Here is a 21,055-nt window from a genome sequence, read left to right on the forward strand (position 1 = left end):
ACGTGATGTTCATAGTTGTTTGAATATTGGCGTGTCCTAATCGTTCTTGCACTTGTTTGATGTCTTTCGTTTGACGGTAGTATATTGTTGCATGCGTGTGCCGCAGCAAGTGAGGGTGAATGTGCATCCCTGTTTTCTTACACAGCACTTTAAATAAGGCGCGTACATCGCGGTCATTCATCGGTTGTCCAACTCGGTTTCCTCGCAGTTTAACAAATACAAAATTCGTATCGATTTCAAGATCATCAATCACGTTGTATAGGTAGTCGTCGTATAAATCCATGAGTCCCTGCGAAACATACAATTCCCGTTCACCCGTCTTGAGTTTAGCTCCGTTCTCCAATTCACCGCGGTCCGTTAAACGTATTCGATGGCCATTCTTGTGATCGAATACGAAGTCTTCCATGAAGAGTGATAATGCTTCCCCGATACGTAGTCCCGTTTCAAACAACAACTGAATCAACAATCGATCACGAATGTTCGATGTGGACTCGTAGATGTGTTCGACCTCCTCCTTATGCAAAGCCCTAGGTTTTCTTCTAGGTTCTTTCAGCTTTAAAACGTTCTTATTCGTCGGTTTTCCTTCATTGACATGATGTAGGAAACCCTTATATTTACTATGACCACCTCTAAATACTTGTCTTACCAGTATATCTACCATATCGTTTTGAATCTCCTGAATACGGAAAAAGTAATCATATAGGTTTGTTACCACTGTGATTATAAGATTCACTGATTTTTCTGTTCTTTTCGCTTCAATCTGTTGTAATGGAGTCACTTTTCCGCTTTCAAATGGATTACGCAACCACCCTACAAAGTCAGCAAGATCCTTAATTCCTACTTCTTTATAATCTATCTTCCGCTCTTCAAGATAAGTGAAATACTGTTTTAATGCGTAGCAATAAGTCTTCAGTGTGTTGTTGCTTTTACCTGTCTGATCGAGGTGTTTTAAATACTTCATAACAGGAACAACTGGAACACCTACCTCATCCAACAGCAAATATCTCTTTTTATTATCATTAAGAATTACTTCTTGTACTCTCACAGCGTCACTCCCAACGAAAGCATTTATCCTGAATATATTAAATAATTTATACTAAGTTTTAAAGCCATAGTTAATATTTCTATTAAACAAAAAATAGAGGAGATTAGTTCATATAATGAACTAACCATCCTCTATTTACGTTACTACAATTAACCGAGTCTAACACTTTATTTTTCAGTCTAATACTTTATTTTCTTCTGACACTTTTCAAACACCTGCAGCAGCTCGCTCTTCCTGGATCTCAGCCAAAATACTTACCGACATTCTTCTGGCAGAAAAGAAAAAAGAGCCTTTGAAGGCTCATTCACAACTCCCTTCCCATTCAATTAGGCAAATACATTTCAAAAATGAGATCTAGCTTCAAGGGGATGCTCGCTTACCCGACAGCTATCAAATGAGACGTGCTTCCAGATAACCTTTAATTTATAGGGATTGGTACTAGGGAACGCTACATCCACTAGATCGCCAATTACCAGCTTGAACCTCATAATACAGCGCTCAGTTATTCGCAGCCCCACGCCAGCGAAAAACAACTGTTCTCGATCACGATTGAGCAACTTCAACCCTTCCCCCACCATGCAAGCATCCACTTGAATACGATCGGGAGAAGGCGTTGGGTTTTTTTTCACTAATTCGAATTCGTAACGATAACCGATTCCTTCCCTGAGCACAATTCGTTTTATTGGTCGTACCAAATCCCCGTGCTCCAATCCTAAACGTCGAACTACTTTTTCATTGATATATGTAAAGCCCTCAATTCCGACTACGCAGCCACCCTCGAGCCTGCGCTCAAATTGATACACACGATCATTCCACATTACGATCCTCCGCGCTTTAAGAAGTAAGGAGAGGAGCTGCCTCCTCTCCTTTTAATCAACTGCGTATTTGCGGCACGATAACATCATAAATGTTGCCGCGAATTATAAATGGCACATCATATGTTTGTGTTAGTCCATTGCTCCAAGCTACAGTGAACCTCATGGTGTAATTCCCATCGGCGAGAGTCTCCGTATGGTTTACATTCAAGATCTCACCTGTGTAAGTCACTTTGGTTGAATTTGTCTCGGTCAGTGTCTTCGAGTCGGTGGTTTGAACGATGCGAGCTGTTACTGTTGACGGTTTCGTTGTCGATGTACCCGTATTAGTTAAGTTTGCAGTAACGATAATCGCCTCTCCAGCCCAGAACACATTGGCCGCACGTTGTTGCGTTGGATTCGCGGCGTTCCATACCAGGCGATAATTTTCCCATTCATCGGTATGTGATACCGCACCCGTAATACTCAAGCCTTTTACAACCAGTGTATAGGTGCTTTCGTGCGTCCCTCCCTTTCCATCCGTAACGGTTAACCGGAATGTGTACGTCCCCTCTGACAATGGGCCATAATTAAACGATCTTGACGAACCAGATGTAACACCTGTGATGTTTTGAATTGTCGAATACGACCCACTATTCAATCTAGCTTCTACCTTGATCGTAAGGCTGTCGTTATCCGGATCTGAAGCCGTAACCGTAAATGACTTGGTATCATTCCGGAAAACATTTGATGGCAGTTGCATGCTTCCCGTAGGTGGGCGGTTATTCACGACCGCTAAAGTCTTTTGTACCCTTTCTTGCTTCCCAGCTGGTGTCGTTGCCGTCCACTCGAAGACATAGTTACCAGTAGGCACTGCGTTAAGTCCAAGTGCAGCCACATTCGCAGTCCACGACTTGCTAGAACCAGAAGTAGAGCCGGTCAAATTAACCGTTCGCGCATATGACGTGCCCTTAAACATAAGAACTGATACTGTTGACGGATACTTAGTTGTAGTCGCTGTCAGCTTAAATGCATCTTGCGTGACAATACTACTGATGGAATTATTCGAAGCATTTGTTACATCACCCTGCAGATTAATCGGCGTAAAAACATTTACCGCCCATGTCTTGTAAGCATTCTGGCTGCTTCCAGTACCCGTTGCATCCAGTCTAAACGTATAATTTCCATCAGGCGTTGTATCCGGAATAGTCACGGTCTGATTCGTCCAGTTAATATCATTACCGGACTTCGTTCCGGAATAGTAAGGTATATTTCTCGTAGTTGTGTTAAAGGTTATTTTTAGCGCTACGTTATACGGGTATCTCGTCCAAATATCATAATTCAACAAACTCTCGCTAGCCGGAATGCTCGTCAATGAGAAGGACGAGCTCACTGTCCTCAATTTTGCGTCGAGCTGCACAGGCGGCGCAGGATCTAATATGAATGTCCGAACTAGAGTGTCTGACCACGCCCCCTCCACATCTTTAACTGCATACGTGAGCGTATATGTGCCAGAATTCAAACGACTCGGAATTGAATACCACAATTGGCCAGTTCCTTGATGGCGAAGCGTCATCGTGCGATCGACAATCCCTTTGGCCGGATGACTGTACTGATGATCCTTGTCATAAGACAAATCTTCAAAATCCGTAATGTAATTTCCTTGGCTTGAATCGTAGTCCCAATCCAGATAAACATCCGCAATAGGCTTGCGATGAATGATAATTTCAACCTTCGACTCATTAGAATAGTAGTTGTAGTTCTCGAACCGGGTATCGGTCATCGGTCGATCCTGAATACGACGAACAAGGGTATACTTACCTGGCTTTGCAAAAGAGATGCTTGAACGATCTGAGCCCCACGATGCACCAGTTTCAGATTGCGCTATACCTGAGATGGGTCCCTCAGAATTATCAAAACCGCCTGGTCCGAACCAACTCATATCCTGCCAGAGCTTCGTTTGCCTCGCAATGATTGTATCACCCTCTATATCCGCTTCGCCCTTTTGTAGAGTGATGCTTTCATTAACGAGTCGATAAATCCTTTCAGTAGGAGGACTAATTTGACTGATATACTCTACCACTTGATTAACTAGTTGTTCGGCCGTCTTGCTTCCTGCAGCAATGAAGTGATCGCACGTTATTTGACTTTGCATGCCTGTTCCGCCGACACAAACCAATTTAGCTTCATTAAACCGCATTACCATTTGTAAATCAGATAATTGGCTAATTGTATTATCCGCCATATAGACAACATATTTATCACTTATCGTTCGCATGAAACTGTTGTCATAGGATTGCCTTACATCCTTATAGATTGTACCTGAGTAATATCCTGTATAGCTATCCACCCAAACCCAATTCGATTCCCAGTATGTTTCTGTTGTTGTAACCGTCTTAGTCAGGGTTCCGCTATAGGATGCAGACCACGACTTCCTAGTTTCTTCATCCACAGTCTGTGTAGTACCTGTTCGTGGAATTGACCCACTATATCCATTTGAATTGATTGGCCACGAAGACGGGCAGTCACTATCACTCCCTGACCAACTACCATCCGGCTGCTTATAACGAGTGTTGGTACAAGATGCTGTAAAGCTGGCACTTTCGGTTGTTGTTACCTGTCTCGTCTTCTGACTCCCTCTGTCTTCTTGATACTGAGCGTTTGAATAATCGTATCTGTACAATGTTCCGCTATACCCGTTACTGGAATATGAAATAGAGGAGGCCGGAAAAGACGTGCCATAATACCGGCTCGTGGATGCTGAAGTACCATGGGTATACGTCTTCATATCCCAGGTATCAACCACTGGATTTACGCCAATATCAATCAATTTATTGGTATTTGCTACTTCATTTGCATTCATCCAATTGATTTTGGTTTCACTCATCGCACGATCCAACATGAAATAAACATCCACATTTGGCACATCAATCTTTCTCTCGATATACAATTCCGTCATTGGCTTATAGTTATTTACTGCAAAGTACGTCTCAAAAGTCGTTTTCTTAAAGGCATTCGCTGGCATGAACTCAGGATAGTATGGTTCGTTTGTTCGTTCCTCAGCATAACCTTCTAACTTGTACGCCCCTAGTTTGCCAGCCGGCGGTGTAATTTGAGTGAGAATGCTGCCAGTATAGGTTGTGACCAACTGATCGAATGTCCCGTTGTTGTCGCTGTCATACCACAATTTAACCCATCTGGTCTGAATGTAATCCCCATCGACAGAATCAGTGCTATGTGAGAGTCTCACACTTTCGCCGCGGGCAACCTCTGAGTCAAAAGGATGAAGGACAACAGCTGGTGCCTCATCCGGCAAAATGGTGAAATCTATAACATATGGATCTGATACGCGGCCAAGAGAATTGCGACCAGTTAAGCTAATTGAGTACTTACCTGGTTGGCTGGCTTGAAACTCTTTCAACCACTGCGTATCCGTCTTTTTATGAAGCGATGAATGATTTCCCACAAAAGTAAACTCATACGTTGTCGGATAAACACTCTCTACAAAAGGCTCAATTTGATTCATAGATGTATTCGTAATGGTTGCCTTGCGATTCTCCTTAAATAGTCCAGAGAGCTGCGCAGATACTCTAGGTTTCGTATCGTGCACTAACGTCCAATCTATAACGTTTGCTGTAAGCCCATCTTCTGACTGCCATTCAATTTCGATCTTCCTTAATCCATGATTGCCTATACCAAATACATAATTGCCCGCAAAGAAAGCATCTGGATTCACCGACACACCATCCACATGTACAGTCCTGACCTCCCACCCTTCTGTGGCATCACTCGCAGGATAAGGCACTACATCGAACCATTCATTCGGTAGATCAGGGTCAGGAATTAAAAATTTAGCATCCACTTTAATTATAAGTGTATTCCCGCTTGGGGCTGTCCATGTAAACTCCCCATCTTCAAGGTTAAATGGCAGCTGAAGCACATAGATAGTTTTTGTGACTTCGACTGATTTTGAACCCTTATAGATTTTTTGCTTAATTTGAAAGGTTTTCTCTTCCGCCCCTGATCCCGTTAGCACTTGATTTGCAAACTTGGATTTAATGAAGTTATGCAAGGTATTCTGCGCAGCGACTTCACTAAACGCAGCCTTTGTTGAATTATATGCTGTACTCGTCCCTGAAAACGGCTCAAATATTGTGATTTCATAACGGTCAAACTGCTGAACATCTCGATTTGTGCCGTCCCTATACCCCACCATACTTGAAACAAAGGCATTTTTGTCAGTAAACGATATAGGGGAATTAATTGTAAAATCCGTTTCCAACTCTTGCACTTGACCCTTTACTTTAATGACTGCTGTCGCAACTGCACTCCGCTTTGTATTGTCCCTATATACCACTTCCGCAGTTACACGAACCCCATATTGCCCTCCATTTCCAAGAGCAATCAGTTTAGACATGGGAATTTGGACATCAGAAAATGTGTGTTTTCCTAGATTATCTTTGAATGGTGCATCAGTCTTTGTGAGAGTAAAATCCTTATTTGAAGTTGTATTTGTTTCCACGGTAAAGTTCCAACTGTCTATATCATCACGATTATAATACGAGAGCTTATCTAATTCAGAGGAAACGATAACGTCATCCAGCAAACCCGAGACCTTCAGATCAACTGTCGCATACTCCATTCCTCGGAAGTTTTCTAATTTGATTTCTACAGGATCTGGAACAATACTCGCAGTAATCGGTACATGCTGTTTAAGTCCAGAGAGCTTGGGAAGCTCCATAGTATGATACCAAATCCCTGATTTTGCAGACGATGACTTATGAAACATCATCATAGAACCTGGAGCATTTAATGAAGGAGCTTGGTGGACTGTGCCGAAATTCGCGACATGAGCACGTGGATCTGTCCTAGGGATACTAGTTTCAGGTTCATTTTCCCTCAAAGGAACGACGCCATCATCAATTGGTATAATGCCTCGTTCAACCTGAAAACCTAAGCTATTTGCTATGTAATTCGCTAAAAACGTATGGGATTGATTAGTTGCATCATAACCCCTATTCCCAAACACACCTCCATTTTCAGGTTTAAGGGAATACCAACCGGGGAGGTTCGCCCATGGTTGAAAAATCCACTTTTTCTCCGAAAGTGCACGAGATCCTCCCATATCTACAGGAAACCGCGAATTACTGTAGAGGTTTCCATTATAATCAAAGCCAAAAAAGCGGTATTCACCGCATTTACCATCCGGCGACTTAAAACGACCTATATTTTGTTCAATTGGAGCACCTACTCCAGCTTGGTACGAGTTCTTAAACGTATTGTTTGCAGGGAATGGGTTAGTGCCTACAGACATTTCCCCATAAACAATTAAACCCAACAGGACATATAACTTATAATTCAATTTTAAGCCTTGTCCATTTTTTTCTTCAACACCGGCTGGCAATGGCCCCCACGATGGGGCAGACGCATAAGCAGCACCACAGTTGTTTTTTGCAATATCTGCTGCATAAACCGTAGAAGTTTGAGGAAATGAAGGAAGGATGGTACTGATGGTAGTTACCATCAGTACCATGGCCATTATTTTACGAAAATGAAGTCGCATGACCGCTTACCTCCTTTGAACAGAAATATGCGCTACGACAGATGTAGGAGTATCCATCATCAGACGAACATCTCGACCATTAAATACATAATCCTCTGGTGATGGTCTTTTCCCTGTAGCGTGCTTTTCTGCAAATGAAAAGAATTTATCCTTAAATTTATCCGCATCATTTCCAAACATTTTGTTCAAATAATGATTAACAGCTTCCTTATGGACAGATTCGTTTAGATCATAATCTCTTGCAGCAAAAACGTAGCTGTTTTCGCTTGCAGTGATACCAAATTCGAAATCATAAGGAGCTGTTTCAAAGAAATAAGGGTCACTGTTTTGTCTTTCTAAATAAACCATTTTCGTTTCCTTACTATCAAACAACTCCGCAAATTTCCCATCAAACTCAGCATATCCTCTAGATTTAAGCGCAGCTTGTCCAACAGCCTCTGCAACTTCAACAAACTCTTTCTTTTCAAACACAACATATCTCTTCTGTCCATCAAACAACGTTTCAATCGTAGAGAATTGATTGGATAAGTCAGGAAGGTACGGTTTTCTTAATCCTTCATTCCAAATCCGATCAATGATAACCACAGCTTCGGCTCTTGTAATAAAACCCTTAGGACGAAAACTTCCATCTGGGTAGCCTACGAGCATTCCCTTTACGATTGCTGACCCTACAGAATACTTCAAGTCCTCATCAATATTATGATGATCCGTAATCCCATCGAGTCCAAGCAGGGCGTAGCGTGTGCTTTCTGGATATTCCAACAGATCTAATGTGCCTCGAATTGTTAATGAAGCAATTTCTCTAGTCATTGGTCGATCAAATTTGCCTCCATATAATCTTTCATCCCGATCAATTAAGTTCATAGCATCAGCAAATTGAAGGTAAGGTTCCGCCCAATATGCTGATCTAGGTAAATCATTCAGGTCAAAACCCGTCCGGAGAAGATCGTTTTTCTGATAAACGCTTAGTCTGTCAGTAAAGCCCTCTTTCCAGGAATACTTACCACTTGGTCTCTTCTCGGCCAAAGATGCGACCAGCATCTTCACAAACTGATCGATGTTTACACGATCATCCGGTCGAAATGTACCGTCGGGAAAACCACTTACTATCCCTCGATCATACATTTCCAGAATGCTTTTCTCGGCCCAGTGTCCTTTAACATCTGAAAATACGGAATTACTAGCGGCTTTCACCTCATGTGAAGCTGCCCCTAATAACATAACCGCAGCAACAACAAATGAAGTAGCCACAAGCGCCAACTTTCTCCATAACATGCTTTTCATATCGATTCCTCCTTAAAATGAAATAAACGGCAAATAACCCTGCAGATGAACTTTGGGGGACAAAACAAAAAGAGTCTTGTCCTCAATAAAGTTACACCCTTAGGGTTGGATCTTGAGAATAAATTCTGAATGAAACGTTTACAACCCTAATTATAGCATATAAATATGAAATTTCTAGACTGGGGATCAGAAGGTTTATAACGTCAATTTCAGATTTTGATTTTGAAGAGGAGAGGGGATTTTTTTGTTATTAGTAACTACTTTCGATAGCGCTTCAATATATTTAGAAGATAAGGCACCGAGCTCTCCCTGCTCCATTAACCTTAGGGCTTCCCACTTAGAAATAGGACGCCGATACTCGCGCTCCTCTGTCATGGAATCATAAACATCACAGACGGCAACAATTCTTGATAAGTCAGAGTGCGAGGTGCCCCCGAAGGGATATCCCCCGCCATCCTCTCTTTCGTGATGACCTTCAACTGCCGCGATTACAGGCTCCAGTTCATCACACTTCTTAAGAATATTCACACCATGTTGGACATGTTGTTTGACTAGCGCGTATTCTTCTAGTGTCAGAGCTCTACGTAAACTCAAAACACTGGAAGGAATCAATAGCTTTCCGATATCGTGAAACAAGCCACCTCTAAATAGGATCACGGATTGCTCAATGTTGCTTATTACACCTACCTGATAGCAAAGCACAGCAACCCGTAGTGAGTGATAATAAGTGGTTTCATGGTGTTTACGTAAATGCTCTAAAAGAGCATAATCCAACATAAGAACCCCCCCTAGCCACTATCGAAAACGTATACTGGAAACACTACTTATTAAAATCGGCTCAGTCCTCCTCTTCCCCATCAACCCCTGTCTAACCTCAACAATTGCCAGTACAGATGGACCGTAAATCGTCACTGTGACATTCCGAGTAATCTGATCCCTCGTTCCAGCATAAAGGGTAATCGAACGTGAAATCTGACTTGGATACGAAGCAGCTGTTACCCCTTCCAACACGTGTACAATTGGATCATGGTTAAGGAAACTCTCGGGAAGCGGTTTATTCAATGAATCCAGCTTCATATTAAGTCGTAAATATCTATAAAAGTGATCTCTGCCTTGTGTCGAGTTCCATACAAGAACCCCCCTTGCAGCTTGCTGCCGATTTATCTCCATAGCAGCTGCGTGCGTTGCCTGGTCTAAAGCTAATTTCGATTTATTCATCGAAGAGCTTTGAAGCATAAAATTTAATGCCATCATCCATATGAAGGTCAAGCTTATGATTGCCAGTAAGGAAAAGACTAGAATATGCACTCCGCCACGCTGGTCTTGTAGAATATTGGATATGCGTTTTGCCATCATAACCACGCACACTTTCGAATCTATTAATTGTAAGCCTCACTTCTTCCATACAGAGTTATTACAAAGAAACCTTCATTTTCAGAGCTACTCCCACTTCCACCTAGTGCTAATAGCACCCTGGACAGATTAGGGGCAGGATATTTAATTTGCACAACAACTGTAGGATTGGTTCCATTTCGCATAACCTTTGTTGTTGTGCTACCGGAATAATTCGGATACGTCACGCCATTTATAACAACAGAACTCATGCCGATCGCACTTAATTTAGCATTAGCATTCTGTATTACTGTGTTATTTACATGACCGACTGCTTCGGCTTCTTTTAGAGTTTGGTTTGTTACCGTCAATAGTTTTTCATATTTCATATGAAACACCAGGAACGGAACAATACAGAAACAAAAGAAGAGAAGCACGGGTGCGATAAATAATGTCGTAATTAAGGTAGAAATTCCTTTTTGTGATTTCAAAACCCCAAGGATCTTTCTCATGTTCAACCACACCTTTGATTTATCTTCACACACATGTGTTATTTTCATAGTCCGAGAAATGCGGCAAGGGCTCGTGGAGACACAAGCCCCCCCATCATCAATTTGAGCGATAATCAAATTGCCTAACCTTCTCCGTCATCCGATCGTGGCCCTCAATGACAGTATTTTTCACGCCGTCATCACCATTAAAGATGAAAATGCCAATACCCAACATCAGAAGTGCTATCACTAAAACGCTTAAAATCTTTGCCATTTAGTTGCCGCATCCAGCACCAATGGTCACAGTACCGTTAAGCTGGTTAACACACGTAGTGGTCACATCGGTTTGGATTCTCGTTGCCTTACCTCCGGCTCCAGGAGAAATGTTGTCATCGAAAATCCAAATACAGATCCCGATAACAATTGCAGTCATAAAAATTGCGGTAAGAATCTTTGACATTAGGCAAAACCTCCAATTATTAATTATTCAGAAAACGCATCTTCGATCGTTGTTTTTGTGGTATTCCCCGCATTTGTAACTGCGGGAGCTAACGATTTAGAGAATACGAAGATGATCAGCCCCAAAACCAGCGAACACACTACTAGCGTCGAAAGTATTTTTGCAATATGCATCACCCCTTTCACGGAATATGATCTTGCTCTAAAAGCTTGTATTAAGCAGTTGGCCAACTTGTACTACCCATGGATAAATAAAAATCAACAGACCAACAGCAAAAGGGATCATGATGTAAAAAGTAAGCGTTACAGGAGCGTTCTCGATGTTTCGATTTACATCAGATTCAAGCGTTGCTTCAATGCTTGCAGCTTGATCCTTTAGGACCGCAACAATGTCCTGTGGATTGGCTTTGCTAATGTTGTCTAACGCATTAACAAGAGTAAACACCTCCGATACGCCAACAGCCTCCTGGAACCCGTATATAGCTTCTTGTTGGTTAATCTGCCACTTTTCCGCTAATGCCTGAATATGCGGAAACAGAAGCTTTAGCGGTCGTCCAGCCCGAAGAATTGTGCTTCGAACGTCAGCCTTGTCAGTTACACATAAAGCTAACCTCTCTGCAAAAAGGGAAATTTCCATCAAATACGCTGTCCTGCTTTTTTTCGCTTCCGCAATAAGCAGCCACATAGGAAGCATGAAAAAAGCGAAACACACAGCGATTAATAAAAAGGAAAATTTAACTCGATCCCCCGTATCCATGAAACCAAGAGTCTGCACCTTCGAACTAAGAACAATGCCTCCCCCCATAAAGGAAGAGAATACTTGGATTAATAAAAAATTATCCCGAGAAATGTTTCTGGCCCATTTTACAAGCCTTGCGTGTTCATAAAACTTCAGATCCTTGTAAGAGATCGTTTTTTTAGTAACAATCGGCTGCTTTCTCTTATTTATTGCCTTTTTCACATTTAGCCAAAAGAAACTATCTTTGGACCAACGCCCTAGAGAACGGAAAAAGAGAAAAATTAGAATTCCTGCCCCTAGAATAAATGCGAGTAAAAAGGCAATATCAATAAAATTTAACATTTAGCCCCCCCTCTCAAATCAATATCAGAATTGGCGGCGTCCAGACCGAACAACTAAGATAAGTGACACGAATAATACGATAATTGATAATACAACTAACGCCTTACCAGTTGGACTAACAAAGTAGACTTCATAGTTTGAACTATCAGCATAAATATTCATCGCAATAAACCCTATATTAAAAAACACCATAATAAGAGTGCCTATGCGATAAACAGTAACCATCGCTATCCGTTTTTCCTCATTTCGTTTCGATGTCTGCATTCTCTTGACCATTTGATGGAGTGAATCCGTAATATCAGCTCCATACTGTGCCCCAATTAAAAGTGTGTCCACAAGCTGTTCAGCCCATCTATTACGAAGTCTATTAGAAAAATCATGCAGAGCCTCATCTATAGGCTTCATGTGCAATGATAAGTCCAATCTGTGCCATTCACTCTTTACTTCATCAGGCATTGTATTGGCTGAGCGAGAAATAACTTCTGAGATCGTTAGATGCGGATTATAGTTTCCGATTAGGTTTTGCACCAGCACGATCATTCTAAGAGCTATTCGATGCCTTTTGCGCTGCGCTTGAAAAACGACGTAAAAATAAGGTAAAGAAGCCATGAGTAGTGACATTGCTATATTAATCAGCACGATGCCAGAGCGATCGTTAACCACAGAGGTTATTGCCACACTTTGCTTCAAAATCTCAATCCCAGCACCAAAACTCCAATATGAACCAAGTCCGAGAAGTAACACGATGAACAACATAACTGCCGGCTTAATCTTTACTTCTGCAAATTCCAATAAATTAGCGAAGTCCTTTACAATAGGAAGGTCATCAAAATTGAAGGTGTCTTCCTGGTCCTTCTTTTTATATAACTTTTTCCATCTGCTGCTGGTCTGCGTGATTTTGTAAAGCCATCGAATCAAGCTGAACAGCAATATACTCATCCCGCAGATGAAAAAAGTTAAAAATACCCCTTTCATTAAGCCGTCATAAATTGAAGGCATCATACTCCCCACACTCCTGGGAGAAACTCAAAGTCTTTAGAGGTTGCGCCACTTGAGATAAGGCGCTCCTTAAAACTTTCAGAAAAGGCTGCTCCGGTATAAGTCCAAAGTTGATTGTCATAATCCCACTTAAATAATGGTTCAATTCGGGGGCGATTATCTTTGACATAAAAATGAGTAATTTCTGAGACAACACGATACATTTTCCCGTTTATGTTGATGATCCTTAAATAAATAACGATAGGAAATGCACGCGCCACCCGCTGAATGACATCCTCATACTCGTGGTTTCTTCCATCCTGCTTTACCATGTCAACAATATCTGAAATAAGAGATTCCCGATCGTTGGTGTGGATGGTAGAGATTACGTTATGGCCACGAAGTGAACCCTGAATAGCCTGGGATACTTCAGCACCCTTCGACTCGCCAACAACAACCCAGTGAGGGGACATAACCAATAAGGGCTTAAAAGCTTCCTCCATAGGCAATCCAGCTTCCGGAATAGCTCTTGCAGCTAGAATGTTCCTTTTTCCTGGGAGCCGCTTTCGCAAGTTAACTTCGAACTCTACCTCAAGAGACCGAATACGTTCATGCTCCGGAATTTCGGAACACAAGGAGAAAAGGAATGTTGTTTTCCCCGTATTAGTCGAACCGCCAATCAGAAAACTCGCATGAAACTTAACAAGTCGTTGTAGCAGTAAAGCCATATCGCTATTTATAGTCCGCAAAGAAACCATATTGTCCAAGGAAACATTTTTTACAATGAAATTCCGGATGTGAATACTTGGAACGTCTGTGTAACCTGGTCGAGTCATGACTAACCGCGAACCGTTGTACATGTAGGTTTGTAGAACGGGATGTGCATCGTTAATTGGCTTTTTCCCGCAAAGTGCTAGACGATCTTGCAAAAGTTCTACGGCTTTTATTGATGGGAATTTTCGATGATGCAGCTCTTGTTCTGCTGATCGAATTAAGAAAATATCTTGTCCTAAAACCTGCACCTCTTCCACATCAGGCAGCTTAACAAGATCCTCAATCAAACTAGCCCCACATGTCTCAGCGAAGACACACTCTGCTGGACTCCAATTATCAATAAGCGTTGAAGGGTCAATATCAAGACGGTACTCCATAATCAAAGTGTCAATTATGGATCTCATTCGCTCTTGAGCTAACGGTTCGCCCAATCCAGCATTAATAATATCTTGATGCACATTAGAATCTGTTTTCGAACGCTCCATTAAATGTTCGTAAATAATGGAAGCAGCTTCACTCAATGGGATCTTTCCATCATTCCGTTTAATAGCCGATGTTTGTCGATTATGATGATTCAGCAACTTTATATCTTTCATATACTTAGCAGGGTCAAAGGGTATGCGAACCCGCATAGGTATAGAAGTGCTTGGACGTTCTTTTAACTGCACCGCAGACATGTTCCTACCCCCTTCCTAAATACTCAACAACTTCTTCCACCATGCATTCCTTGAAGGCAGCTGACCTTGATTTCCAACGTTGGTCACGGATTCAACCAAAGCATCAATCGCTGACTTAAACACCGCTGATCCTGGATTGAAGTAAGCCGGTTTCCCTTCACTTGTATTTTGTTCATCAGCTAATGGGATTGAGTAATACCTACTCATCTCCAAGTATTTTGCGATCTTTCCAGCGTTATTAGCTTTATCTTCTTTGTTTACTACCAGATCAATGGATTCAGTGGAAAGCCCAAACTGTCTCCAACTACAGTTAAACCATTCACCCCAACTATGCAAAAACGATTGATGCTGATTCTGCGTTACAAGCAACTTTTTATCAGCTTCTTTCACTGACACAATAGTTGCCGCATTATCCGGATAGGCTCCTGCATCAATAACAGTTACATCAAACGTCCTTCGGCATAGATCAATCAGGTTGTGAACCATTTCAGGCGTCATATCAACATAAGTGTCACGCCGATTCGATCCAGTCATTATATATAGCCCCTTCACGCGACTATAAGCGACGCATGAATCGAGCAAATCATTCTCATGCAATACGTTTGTTTGCAATCTCGGACGTATTCTTAAGCTAGTGTCGCTTCTCACTTGCAAGTCTAACTGATGGCCAACTTCGGGATTTTTTAGATTCAAATCAATTAGTGCTACCCTCATATCTTGCGAGGAAAGTGCCGCAGAGATCGCCAGGTTAGTTGCTATAGTCGTCGCACCATCTTTCGGGGCAGCGGAGAAAACCGTAACACACTTGCCGTATTCAATTACTCGACCATTCAGCTTATCGGACTTTCCCATTATTTCTTCATATACCAAGTTAGAAGTTTCTGTATTCGATCCACCTGCAGGTAAATATCTAAACGAAAAATCGGCCGCTAATCTCATAACGACATCCAACATGACCGAATCGTACACTACACTATCCCCAATAATTAATACCTTGGCATTCCCGATTTTAGTTAATGGCAGCATCCACTCCCAAGGATATGTGTCAGCAAACAACTCGCAATTAACAACCACAATTCCGAAATGAACATCATTAATCATTGAGAAAAATTGATCCTTGTCAGAGGCCACGCTTATATTCAAATGAGGAACCTGGTGCTCGAGAATCTTTTCAAGCAATTCCCCTTTTTTCATAGCATATAGCGCTTTCATCATTCCGCCCCCCCTAACTCTGCTTGTGATGCATTATCCACCTCGTGACCCTGAACATGTTCGGGGTTAACCTCACCAAGACGAACAATCTTCTCACCATATCCCGCATTAAACGCAGTTGAATCCTTCAACTTCTGATAAACCTCAGTAACCTCACCTTTTCCCATTTGGTAACTATTCAAATCAGGCAAAGATAGCTTGATCTTTCCAGCTTGTCCACCCATTACATAAGCGCTGTATATTTCATCCGTCATTATATAAATGTTTTGACCTGGGACCCCATTGCTGTTATTTCTATGCGATGATAATAGCGACGCATCGCCTGCATAAAGACCTAATGTATTATCAGAACCGTCAGTAATTTCAAACCCCTCATTTGACTTCACATGGGCTACATGCAAGTTTTCAATAATTTTCACTGCACTTAGATGCCATAGTTTATCTTCCATTTCAACAAGAACTGATTGAGGAAACTCAACCCACACATCAACCCGGTCTCCCCTTCTGACCATGTTACTAACGTTGGTTAGTGAATCCGTCGGAAACGCGTAATAGCGTTCGCCATCAACCGGCACATTGTGCTGCTTAGAGAGCTTCCATGATACAAATTCCTCACTTGATCCGACTGGTATAATAACCGTCATACCGATTAATGTATCAGCATCTACGATCGCATCATTCCGATGGGCGTCTACCGGTATTGAGACGTGTCTTAACATCGATGAATCAATTATCTCGCCCGCATTTAACAATCTTGAAGGCATAATAGTTGTGACCATAGGCGTATCAACTCTTCTTTTGTCCATATAAAGGGAATATCCATAAGTCGATCCTGCTAGTAACACTAAACCAAGTACAAATAAAGCTATCTTTTTTACCATCTATATCGTCTCCCCCTTACCGGCTTGAAAAATAAAAAAAAGACCCTATGAGGCACACTATTCCTACGGAATAATAGTGAGTCTCATAGAGTCTCTCGATCTTGAAAGAAATGAGTCGGGTACATGCCCTTCTCGTAACTATTTTCATTATAACCAGCTTTCCCGAATTTGTGCAACAAAAGATGGAGAATTTGTTAGAGAAAATGTCGTTTTATATCTCATATGTCGATTCTTACATAATGGAGCTCACATAAGCGAACGATTGTTTGCTTCAGCGACGTTTCAATATCACCACGCAAAATAAGGCGCTTTACTCGTGACAACACTATCAACTCAATTACATAAGCGATGTTGAGAAGTTCTCCATTGAAAACCTTATTCACTTCATCTGGTACGTCGGTTAAATCCTCGCCAACGACAAATAATACACATAATTTTTCTTTTTCTTTTTCTTCAGAGACACGCCCCAATACCTCTAGTAACTGGCTATGCGAATAACGCCTGCGATTGCCAGCCGTTCGACAAGCAACCAGTCGGCCAGTACGATCCCACCGTTGTAAGGTCTTAACACTTCTCCCGATTAGATCAGCAAATTCGCTTGGGGTATACATTTCCTCCATAAAACACCTACTGACCATTAATAAAGTTCTCGACACAATCTGCAAACCACTTGTTGATATTCTTGTCCTCTAGCTTCTGTTCCAGGTCGAGTAATTGTCTGTATTTTATCGGTAATTTCAGGCGCATCTCATAATCGCCAATAACAATGTTACCTTTGTTATCCTCCCAAACGTCACCTTCAATAACATTGTCGATTAACGGTTTATAGATGCCTTCATGAAAAGGAATCAGACTATATCTGCAGATTACATTAAAGCATGTTTGATCCTCGTAAACCTGGACATTCTTTTCCCCGAGCCAATAAACAAGACTATCCAGCGCTTGTATCTGATCTCGTAGATCACCATAGGAAAAACGGAATACCACGCTGCCACCATACCCCATGTAAGGGGTATTCGCGCACTCCTTGGAGTGTCCCATATAATGAGGATCACCAATACACCCTATGTCACCCTTCGACCCCATATACTTAAGCGGAGGTTCAACTGATAGTAAGCGCACAGTATTTCCCTCGTAGCTCAATTCATCGAAGAGCCTTAATTTATTTTGATACAGCTGCATTCGCCTACCGAAATTTTTTCTCCTATTTGAGCTTCCTTTCGACTTCTCATAACTCTCTAGGATTAACTCCCTATGCTCGTTAACCCAAACCCTAGATACATAATACTTCCCTTGCATAAAGGACAGATTTGTTTCTACCAGTGCATTATTCTCTCGTACAAGATTTAATAAGAATACATATGGTACATCTATTTTCTTTGCAACGGATCTAACTGACAAAAAGGATGACAAGTATTCCACATCTTCTCGATGAATCATTAAACCAGAAGGAGTTTTAAGTGACCTGACAATCCCTTTATTTATCCAATCATAGACAGTCCTGCGTGAAATATCGCATTGCCCCATCATCTCAGGAACAGAAACCGAAAAAACCGTTGTATCCTCACTCAACCTAAATACCCCTTCCTTTACACAAAGGCAGTCACCTTATTTTTACCAGTTGTTTTTGAATGATACATAGCCTTGTCCGCTCGTTGGATTAAGTCATCCAACGACATCCCTTCACTCCAACTCGAAAAGCCGATCGATGCCGTTACTCGAGGTGAAGATTCAGACTCAATACGATATCGTATCTTTTCTGCAAAATCATCTATTTTCACTTGCTTAGTAACGAGCATCACCAACTCTTCCCCACCATACCGACCAGCAAAACCGCTATTTTCAACTTCCTCCATCAATATTTGGGAGACCGTTCTAAGAGCTTCATCACCCTTATCATGACCCATCGTATCATTCAGATTCTTAAAATTATCGAGATCAATAAAAACCAAGTGAACTGGTCTTTTCCTATCTATGTATCGTTTTAGCAATACAGTAAAGTACCTTCGATTAAATAACCCTGTCAACAAATCGACTGCGGAATCCCTTTCAAATTTACCTAACCTATCAGCAACCCGTTCAATCAAAAGGAAGACCAGTAGAATGATAAACAACATATATCCTATAAGATGAATCCACAAACCAATCTCACTAGTAAGTAACAAATCAACTGTACGGCCGGCCTCTGCGACCATATAGCAGCCGATCAACGCAGGAATAACTTTATGCGAGTGCATAACCCACTTGTTTATATAGAAAATGACAATCGCTCCGGAAATGATAAAAACAATGGAGCTGATAAGAGGAAAAAGGACAACTCCGAGAAAAATAACAATTGATCCAGCATAAATTAGAAGTCTCAACTTACGATTCACAACACGAAACAAATGACTTACTCCAAAAATAGATAAATAGCATCCTACTTCAAATAAACCTATCGCACCTCGATTGAAAACCGCCTGCATTGTAGGAAACCAGTCCAACCCAACAGACAGCTGCAGCAACAAAGAGAGAAATAGTGAGACGTTTCCCACTACTACAACCTTGTAAGCCCTCTTCTTTCGCGTTAAAAAGAGCCGGTATGCCACCAACGCAGTTATACAAACTAAAGGCAAAATTGAAAATTGAATTGCTTGTTGTAATGTGAAAGTCATAAAAATCCCCCTTGCTCAAGGAATAGTAGACTACGATAACCCTTCACTCTTTGGATTTGGATACCCCTCGAAAATTAAAGGCATATCTTCTCGATCAATTAACGTTACTGGAAAGGCGATGCCGTTATAAATATACATATCATCAGCCCCCCGCTCCTGGCGAATACGATCACATTGCGGATTATCCCCCAAAAACACGTAGTCTGGATAAATATAATCAACGTAGTTACAACCATCAGCGCTCATCATTAAATGTACAGCATACCACCCCAACTGCAATCCAGGCCGTATAACACCATAAACAATCCCGCCTTGAGCCATGCCATACTTTTTAATCCAGATCCGCTTAGAATTTTCGTTTCTTGCTTGTCTGCAATTAGCCAGCAAGCTCACGTATGAACTAGATCCCTCATACGGAATCAACATTACACCTTTTCGAAAAAACAGCTTAGAAATATCAGAATAAGGAGATGTAAGAAAGCCCTCCTCTACTGGCTCGACAATTTCAGTAATATCCTCAACCCTCATCAAAACTTGAGAGCTTGCGGATATAGCGATCTCTATTTCCCTATTCATATAAACAAAGGACACACGTTCAGACATATCTATCACCCACCTATAGGACAACGATTAACAATATATTACCATCCTGATTCTATTTAATGCAATATTCAACCAGTAGATGCCTATAGAAAAACGAAAATGCAACAAAAAAAGGGCTATTTAGCCCCGGTGTGTTACTAAAATGAAAAAGGACCACCGGTCGAAGATACGATACGGTGGTCCGCTTGGAAATAAATGCAGCTGAAAAGCTTCCTTAAAAGAAATCATAGAGCTAAAAAGCTTCCTTGAAAGAAAAATAAAGCATCCTTGAAAATAAATACCGCCAACTAGGGCTTTTAGATCTTGAAAAAAAGGCAAAGGCCAAAATGTTACCATTTTATTGTAGCAAAATTCACGTTGTTTGGCTACTTACGTTCCGCTTAAACAGTGTCATATATTTCTCGGTGGTCACAATAATTTCGCACTTTTTACGATTTTCAAAATCGTTTTTCTTTAATTGTCCATATACGAGCACATCTCTGCCTTTTAGCACATCAAAGCTCTCAAAACTAGTAAAATTTTTATAGTAGTCTCTAAAAACAACCAATGTAAATGGCTTGTCACGTTCACTTTCGACATCCAAATAAGTAACCTTTTCTCGTGTAGTCACTTCTAGAACTTTACCGTACACAAAGTATTTAAGCCGTTGATCTTGATCAGACCAGAGCTTATCATATGCACGTTGCGGGCTTAGAACAACTTCCGATAAAGGTAACTTACGACCTGAAATATTGAAGTATATCGATGAAAGCACATCTGGTTCATTTTGGGTAAGAAGTTTGACCACACTTTTCATCGAAGAGATCACGTCAGGTGTAGATTTCTCTTCCTTCAACCCCAACTTACTCGCGTCTTTTTCCTTCTGCTCCCGTTCCCCCCTTGGAGTCGGAACATGATCTGGATCGAGACTGTTCATATTCAAGCGTACAAAACGTATGTTTTCCCTGTACTTCATATCCTTGAGTAATTTCGCTTGATATTCAGCCGTCTTATCTATCGCAGCTGCCACATCTAGCGGTTCATAGAAGCCACAAGTTGCCTTGTGCTTAGAATCAGCACCACGTCCAACTGTCTTGAAGTATGCGCTATGTTTTAAGCCTTTGCCTACGAAAATAACTGGCGCTCTGCATGAGTCATCAATGCAATACAACTCATAACCATGAACTTTTTCATCGTAATCCTGTGCATTAATGATAGAACTATCAGGTAAATAAGCCGTAATCACAA

General features: G+C 41.4%; 19 protein-coding genes. All 19 read right to left on the minus strand.

Annotation, left to right across the window (positions count from 1 at the left end; translation table 11 throughout):
- On the minus strand, window positions 1-1,045 hold a 1,045-nt coding region (locus ACRRU2_RS14885), incomplete at its 3' end, for a tyrosine-type recombinase/integrase (protein WP_432502755.1).
- Window positions 1,046-1,386: 341 nt separating this feature from the next.
- Complete coding sequence (locus ACRRU2_RS14890; RefSeq protein ID WP_432502758.1) at window positions 1,387-1,863, minus strand: hypothetical protein; 477 nt, start codon at window positions 1,861-1,863, stop codon at window positions 1,387-1,389.
- A gap of 55 nt (window positions 1,864-1,918) precedes the next feature.
- Window positions 1,919-7,402, minus strand: coding sequence for an Athe_2463 domain-containing protein (locus ACRRU2_RS14895; protein ID WP_432502761.1), 5,484 nt, complete (start codon window positions 7,400-7,402; stop codon window positions 1,919-1,921).
- Window positions 7,403-7,408: 6 nt separating this feature from the next.
- On the minus strand, window positions 7,409-8,686 hold the full coding sequence (locus ACRRU2_RS14900) for an S-layer homology domain-containing protein (protein ID WP_432502764.1): 1,278 nt from the start codon (window positions 8,684-8,686) through the stop codon (window positions 7,409-7,411).
- Between the two features lie 195 nt (window positions 8,687-8,881).
- Window positions 8,882-9,463, minus strand: a complete 582-nt coding sequence (locus ACRRU2_RS14905; protein WP_432502767.1) for an HD-GYP domain-containing protein — start codon at window positions 9,461-9,463, stop codon at window positions 8,882-8,884.
- Between the two features lie 18 nt (window positions 9,464-9,481).
- A complete protein-coding gene (locus ACRRU2_RS14910) occupies window positions 9,482-10,042 on the minus strand; it encodes a hypothetical protein (protein WP_432502770.1) in 561 nt (186 codons plus the stop codon).
- Window positions 10,043-10,065: 23 nt separating this feature from the next.
- Window positions 10,066-10,530, minus strand: a complete 465-nt coding sequence (locus ACRRU2_RS14915; RefSeq protein WP_432502772.1) for a hypothetical protein — start codon at window positions 10,528-10,530, stop codon at window positions 10,066-10,068.
- A 97-nt stretch (window positions 10,531-10,627) separates the two neighbouring features.
- The gene (locus tag ACRRU2_RS14920) at window positions 10,628-10,783 is read right to left on the minus strand and encodes a hypothetical protein (protein WP_432502775.1); all 156 of its coding nucleotides are present in this window, start codon (window positions 10,781-10,783) and stop codon (window positions 10,628-10,630) included.
- Entirely contained in the window at window positions 10,784-10,969 is a 186-nt protein-coding gene (locus tag ACRRU2_RS14925; protein ID WP_432502777.1) for a hypothetical protein, read from the minus strand.
- A 201-nt stretch (window positions 10,970-11,170) separates the two neighbouring features.
- Window positions 11,171-12,049 (minus strand): hypothetical protein, encoded by an 879-nt coding sequence (locus ACRRU2_RS14930; RefSeq protein WP_432502780.1) that lies wholly within the window; start codon window positions 12,047-12,049, stop codon window positions 11,171-11,173.
- A 24-nt stretch (window positions 12,050-12,073) separates the two neighbouring features.
- Entirely contained in the window at window positions 12,074-13,051 is a 978-nt protein-coding gene (locus ACRRU2_RS14935; protein ID WP_432502783.1) for a type II secretion system F family protein, read from the minus strand.
- Window positions 13,048-14,478 carry an ATPase, T2SS/T4P/T4SS family gene (locus ACRRU2_RS14940; protein WP_432502786.1) on the minus strand — a complete coding sequence of 477 codons (1,431 nt, stop codon included), beginning with the start codon at window positions 14,476-14,478 and terminating at the stop codon, window positions 13,048-13,050. The genes ACRRU2_RS14935 and ACRRU2_RS14940 overlap by 4 nt, the downstream gene beginning before the upstream one ends.
- Before the next feature lie 15 nt (window positions 14,479-14,493).
- A complete protein-coding gene (locus ACRRU2_RS14945; protein ID WP_432502789.1) occupies window positions 14,494-15,693 on the minus strand; it encodes an AAA family ATPase in 1,200 nt (399 codons plus the stop codon).
- The gene (locus ACRRU2_RS14950; protein ID WP_432502791.1) at window positions 15,690-16,571 is read right to left on the minus strand and encodes an SAF domain-containing protein; all 882 of its coding nucleotides are present in this window, start codon (window positions 16,569-16,571) and stop codon (window positions 15,690-15,692) included. The genes ACRRU2_RS14945 and ACRRU2_RS14950 overlap by 4 nt, the downstream gene beginning before the upstream one ends.
- 218 nt (window positions 16,572-16,789) lie before the next feature.
- Window positions 16,790-17,191, minus strand: a complete 402-nt coding sequence (locus ACRRU2_RS14955) for a helix-turn-helix domain-containing protein (RefSeq protein ID WP_432502794.1) — start codon at window positions 17,189-17,191, stop codon at window positions 16,790-16,792.
- Window positions 17,192-17,198: 7 nt separating this feature from the next.
- Window positions 17,199-18,143, minus strand: a complete 945-nt coding sequence (locus ACRRU2_RS14960) for a helix-turn-helix domain-containing protein (RefSeq protein ID WP_432502797.1) — start codon at window positions 18,141-18,143, stop codon at window positions 17,199-17,201.
- 17 nt (window positions 18,144-18,160) lie between these two features.
- Entirely contained in the window at window positions 18,161-19,225 is a 1,065-nt protein-coding gene (locus ACRRU2_RS14965; protein WP_432502800.1) for a GGDEF domain-containing protein, read from the minus strand.
- A 30-nt stretch (window positions 19,226-19,255) separates the two neighbouring features.
- Entirely contained in the window at window positions 19,256-19,828 is a 573-nt protein-coding gene (locus ACRRU2_RS14970) for a hypothetical protein (RefSeq protein WP_432502803.1), read from the minus strand.
- Window positions 19,829-20,180: 352 nt separating this feature from the next.
- Window positions 20,181-21,053, minus strand: a complete 873-nt coding sequence (locus ACRRU2_RS14975) for a hypothetical protein (protein WP_432502806.1) — start codon at window positions 21,051-21,053, stop codon at window positions 20,181-20,183.
- Window positions 21,054-21,055: the final 2 nt, after the last annotated feature.

Source organism: Paenibacillus sp. GXUN7292 (assembly GCF_050864975.1).
Classification (GTDB): Bacteria; Bacillota; Bacilli; order Paenibacillales; family Paenibacillaceae; genus Pristimantibacillus.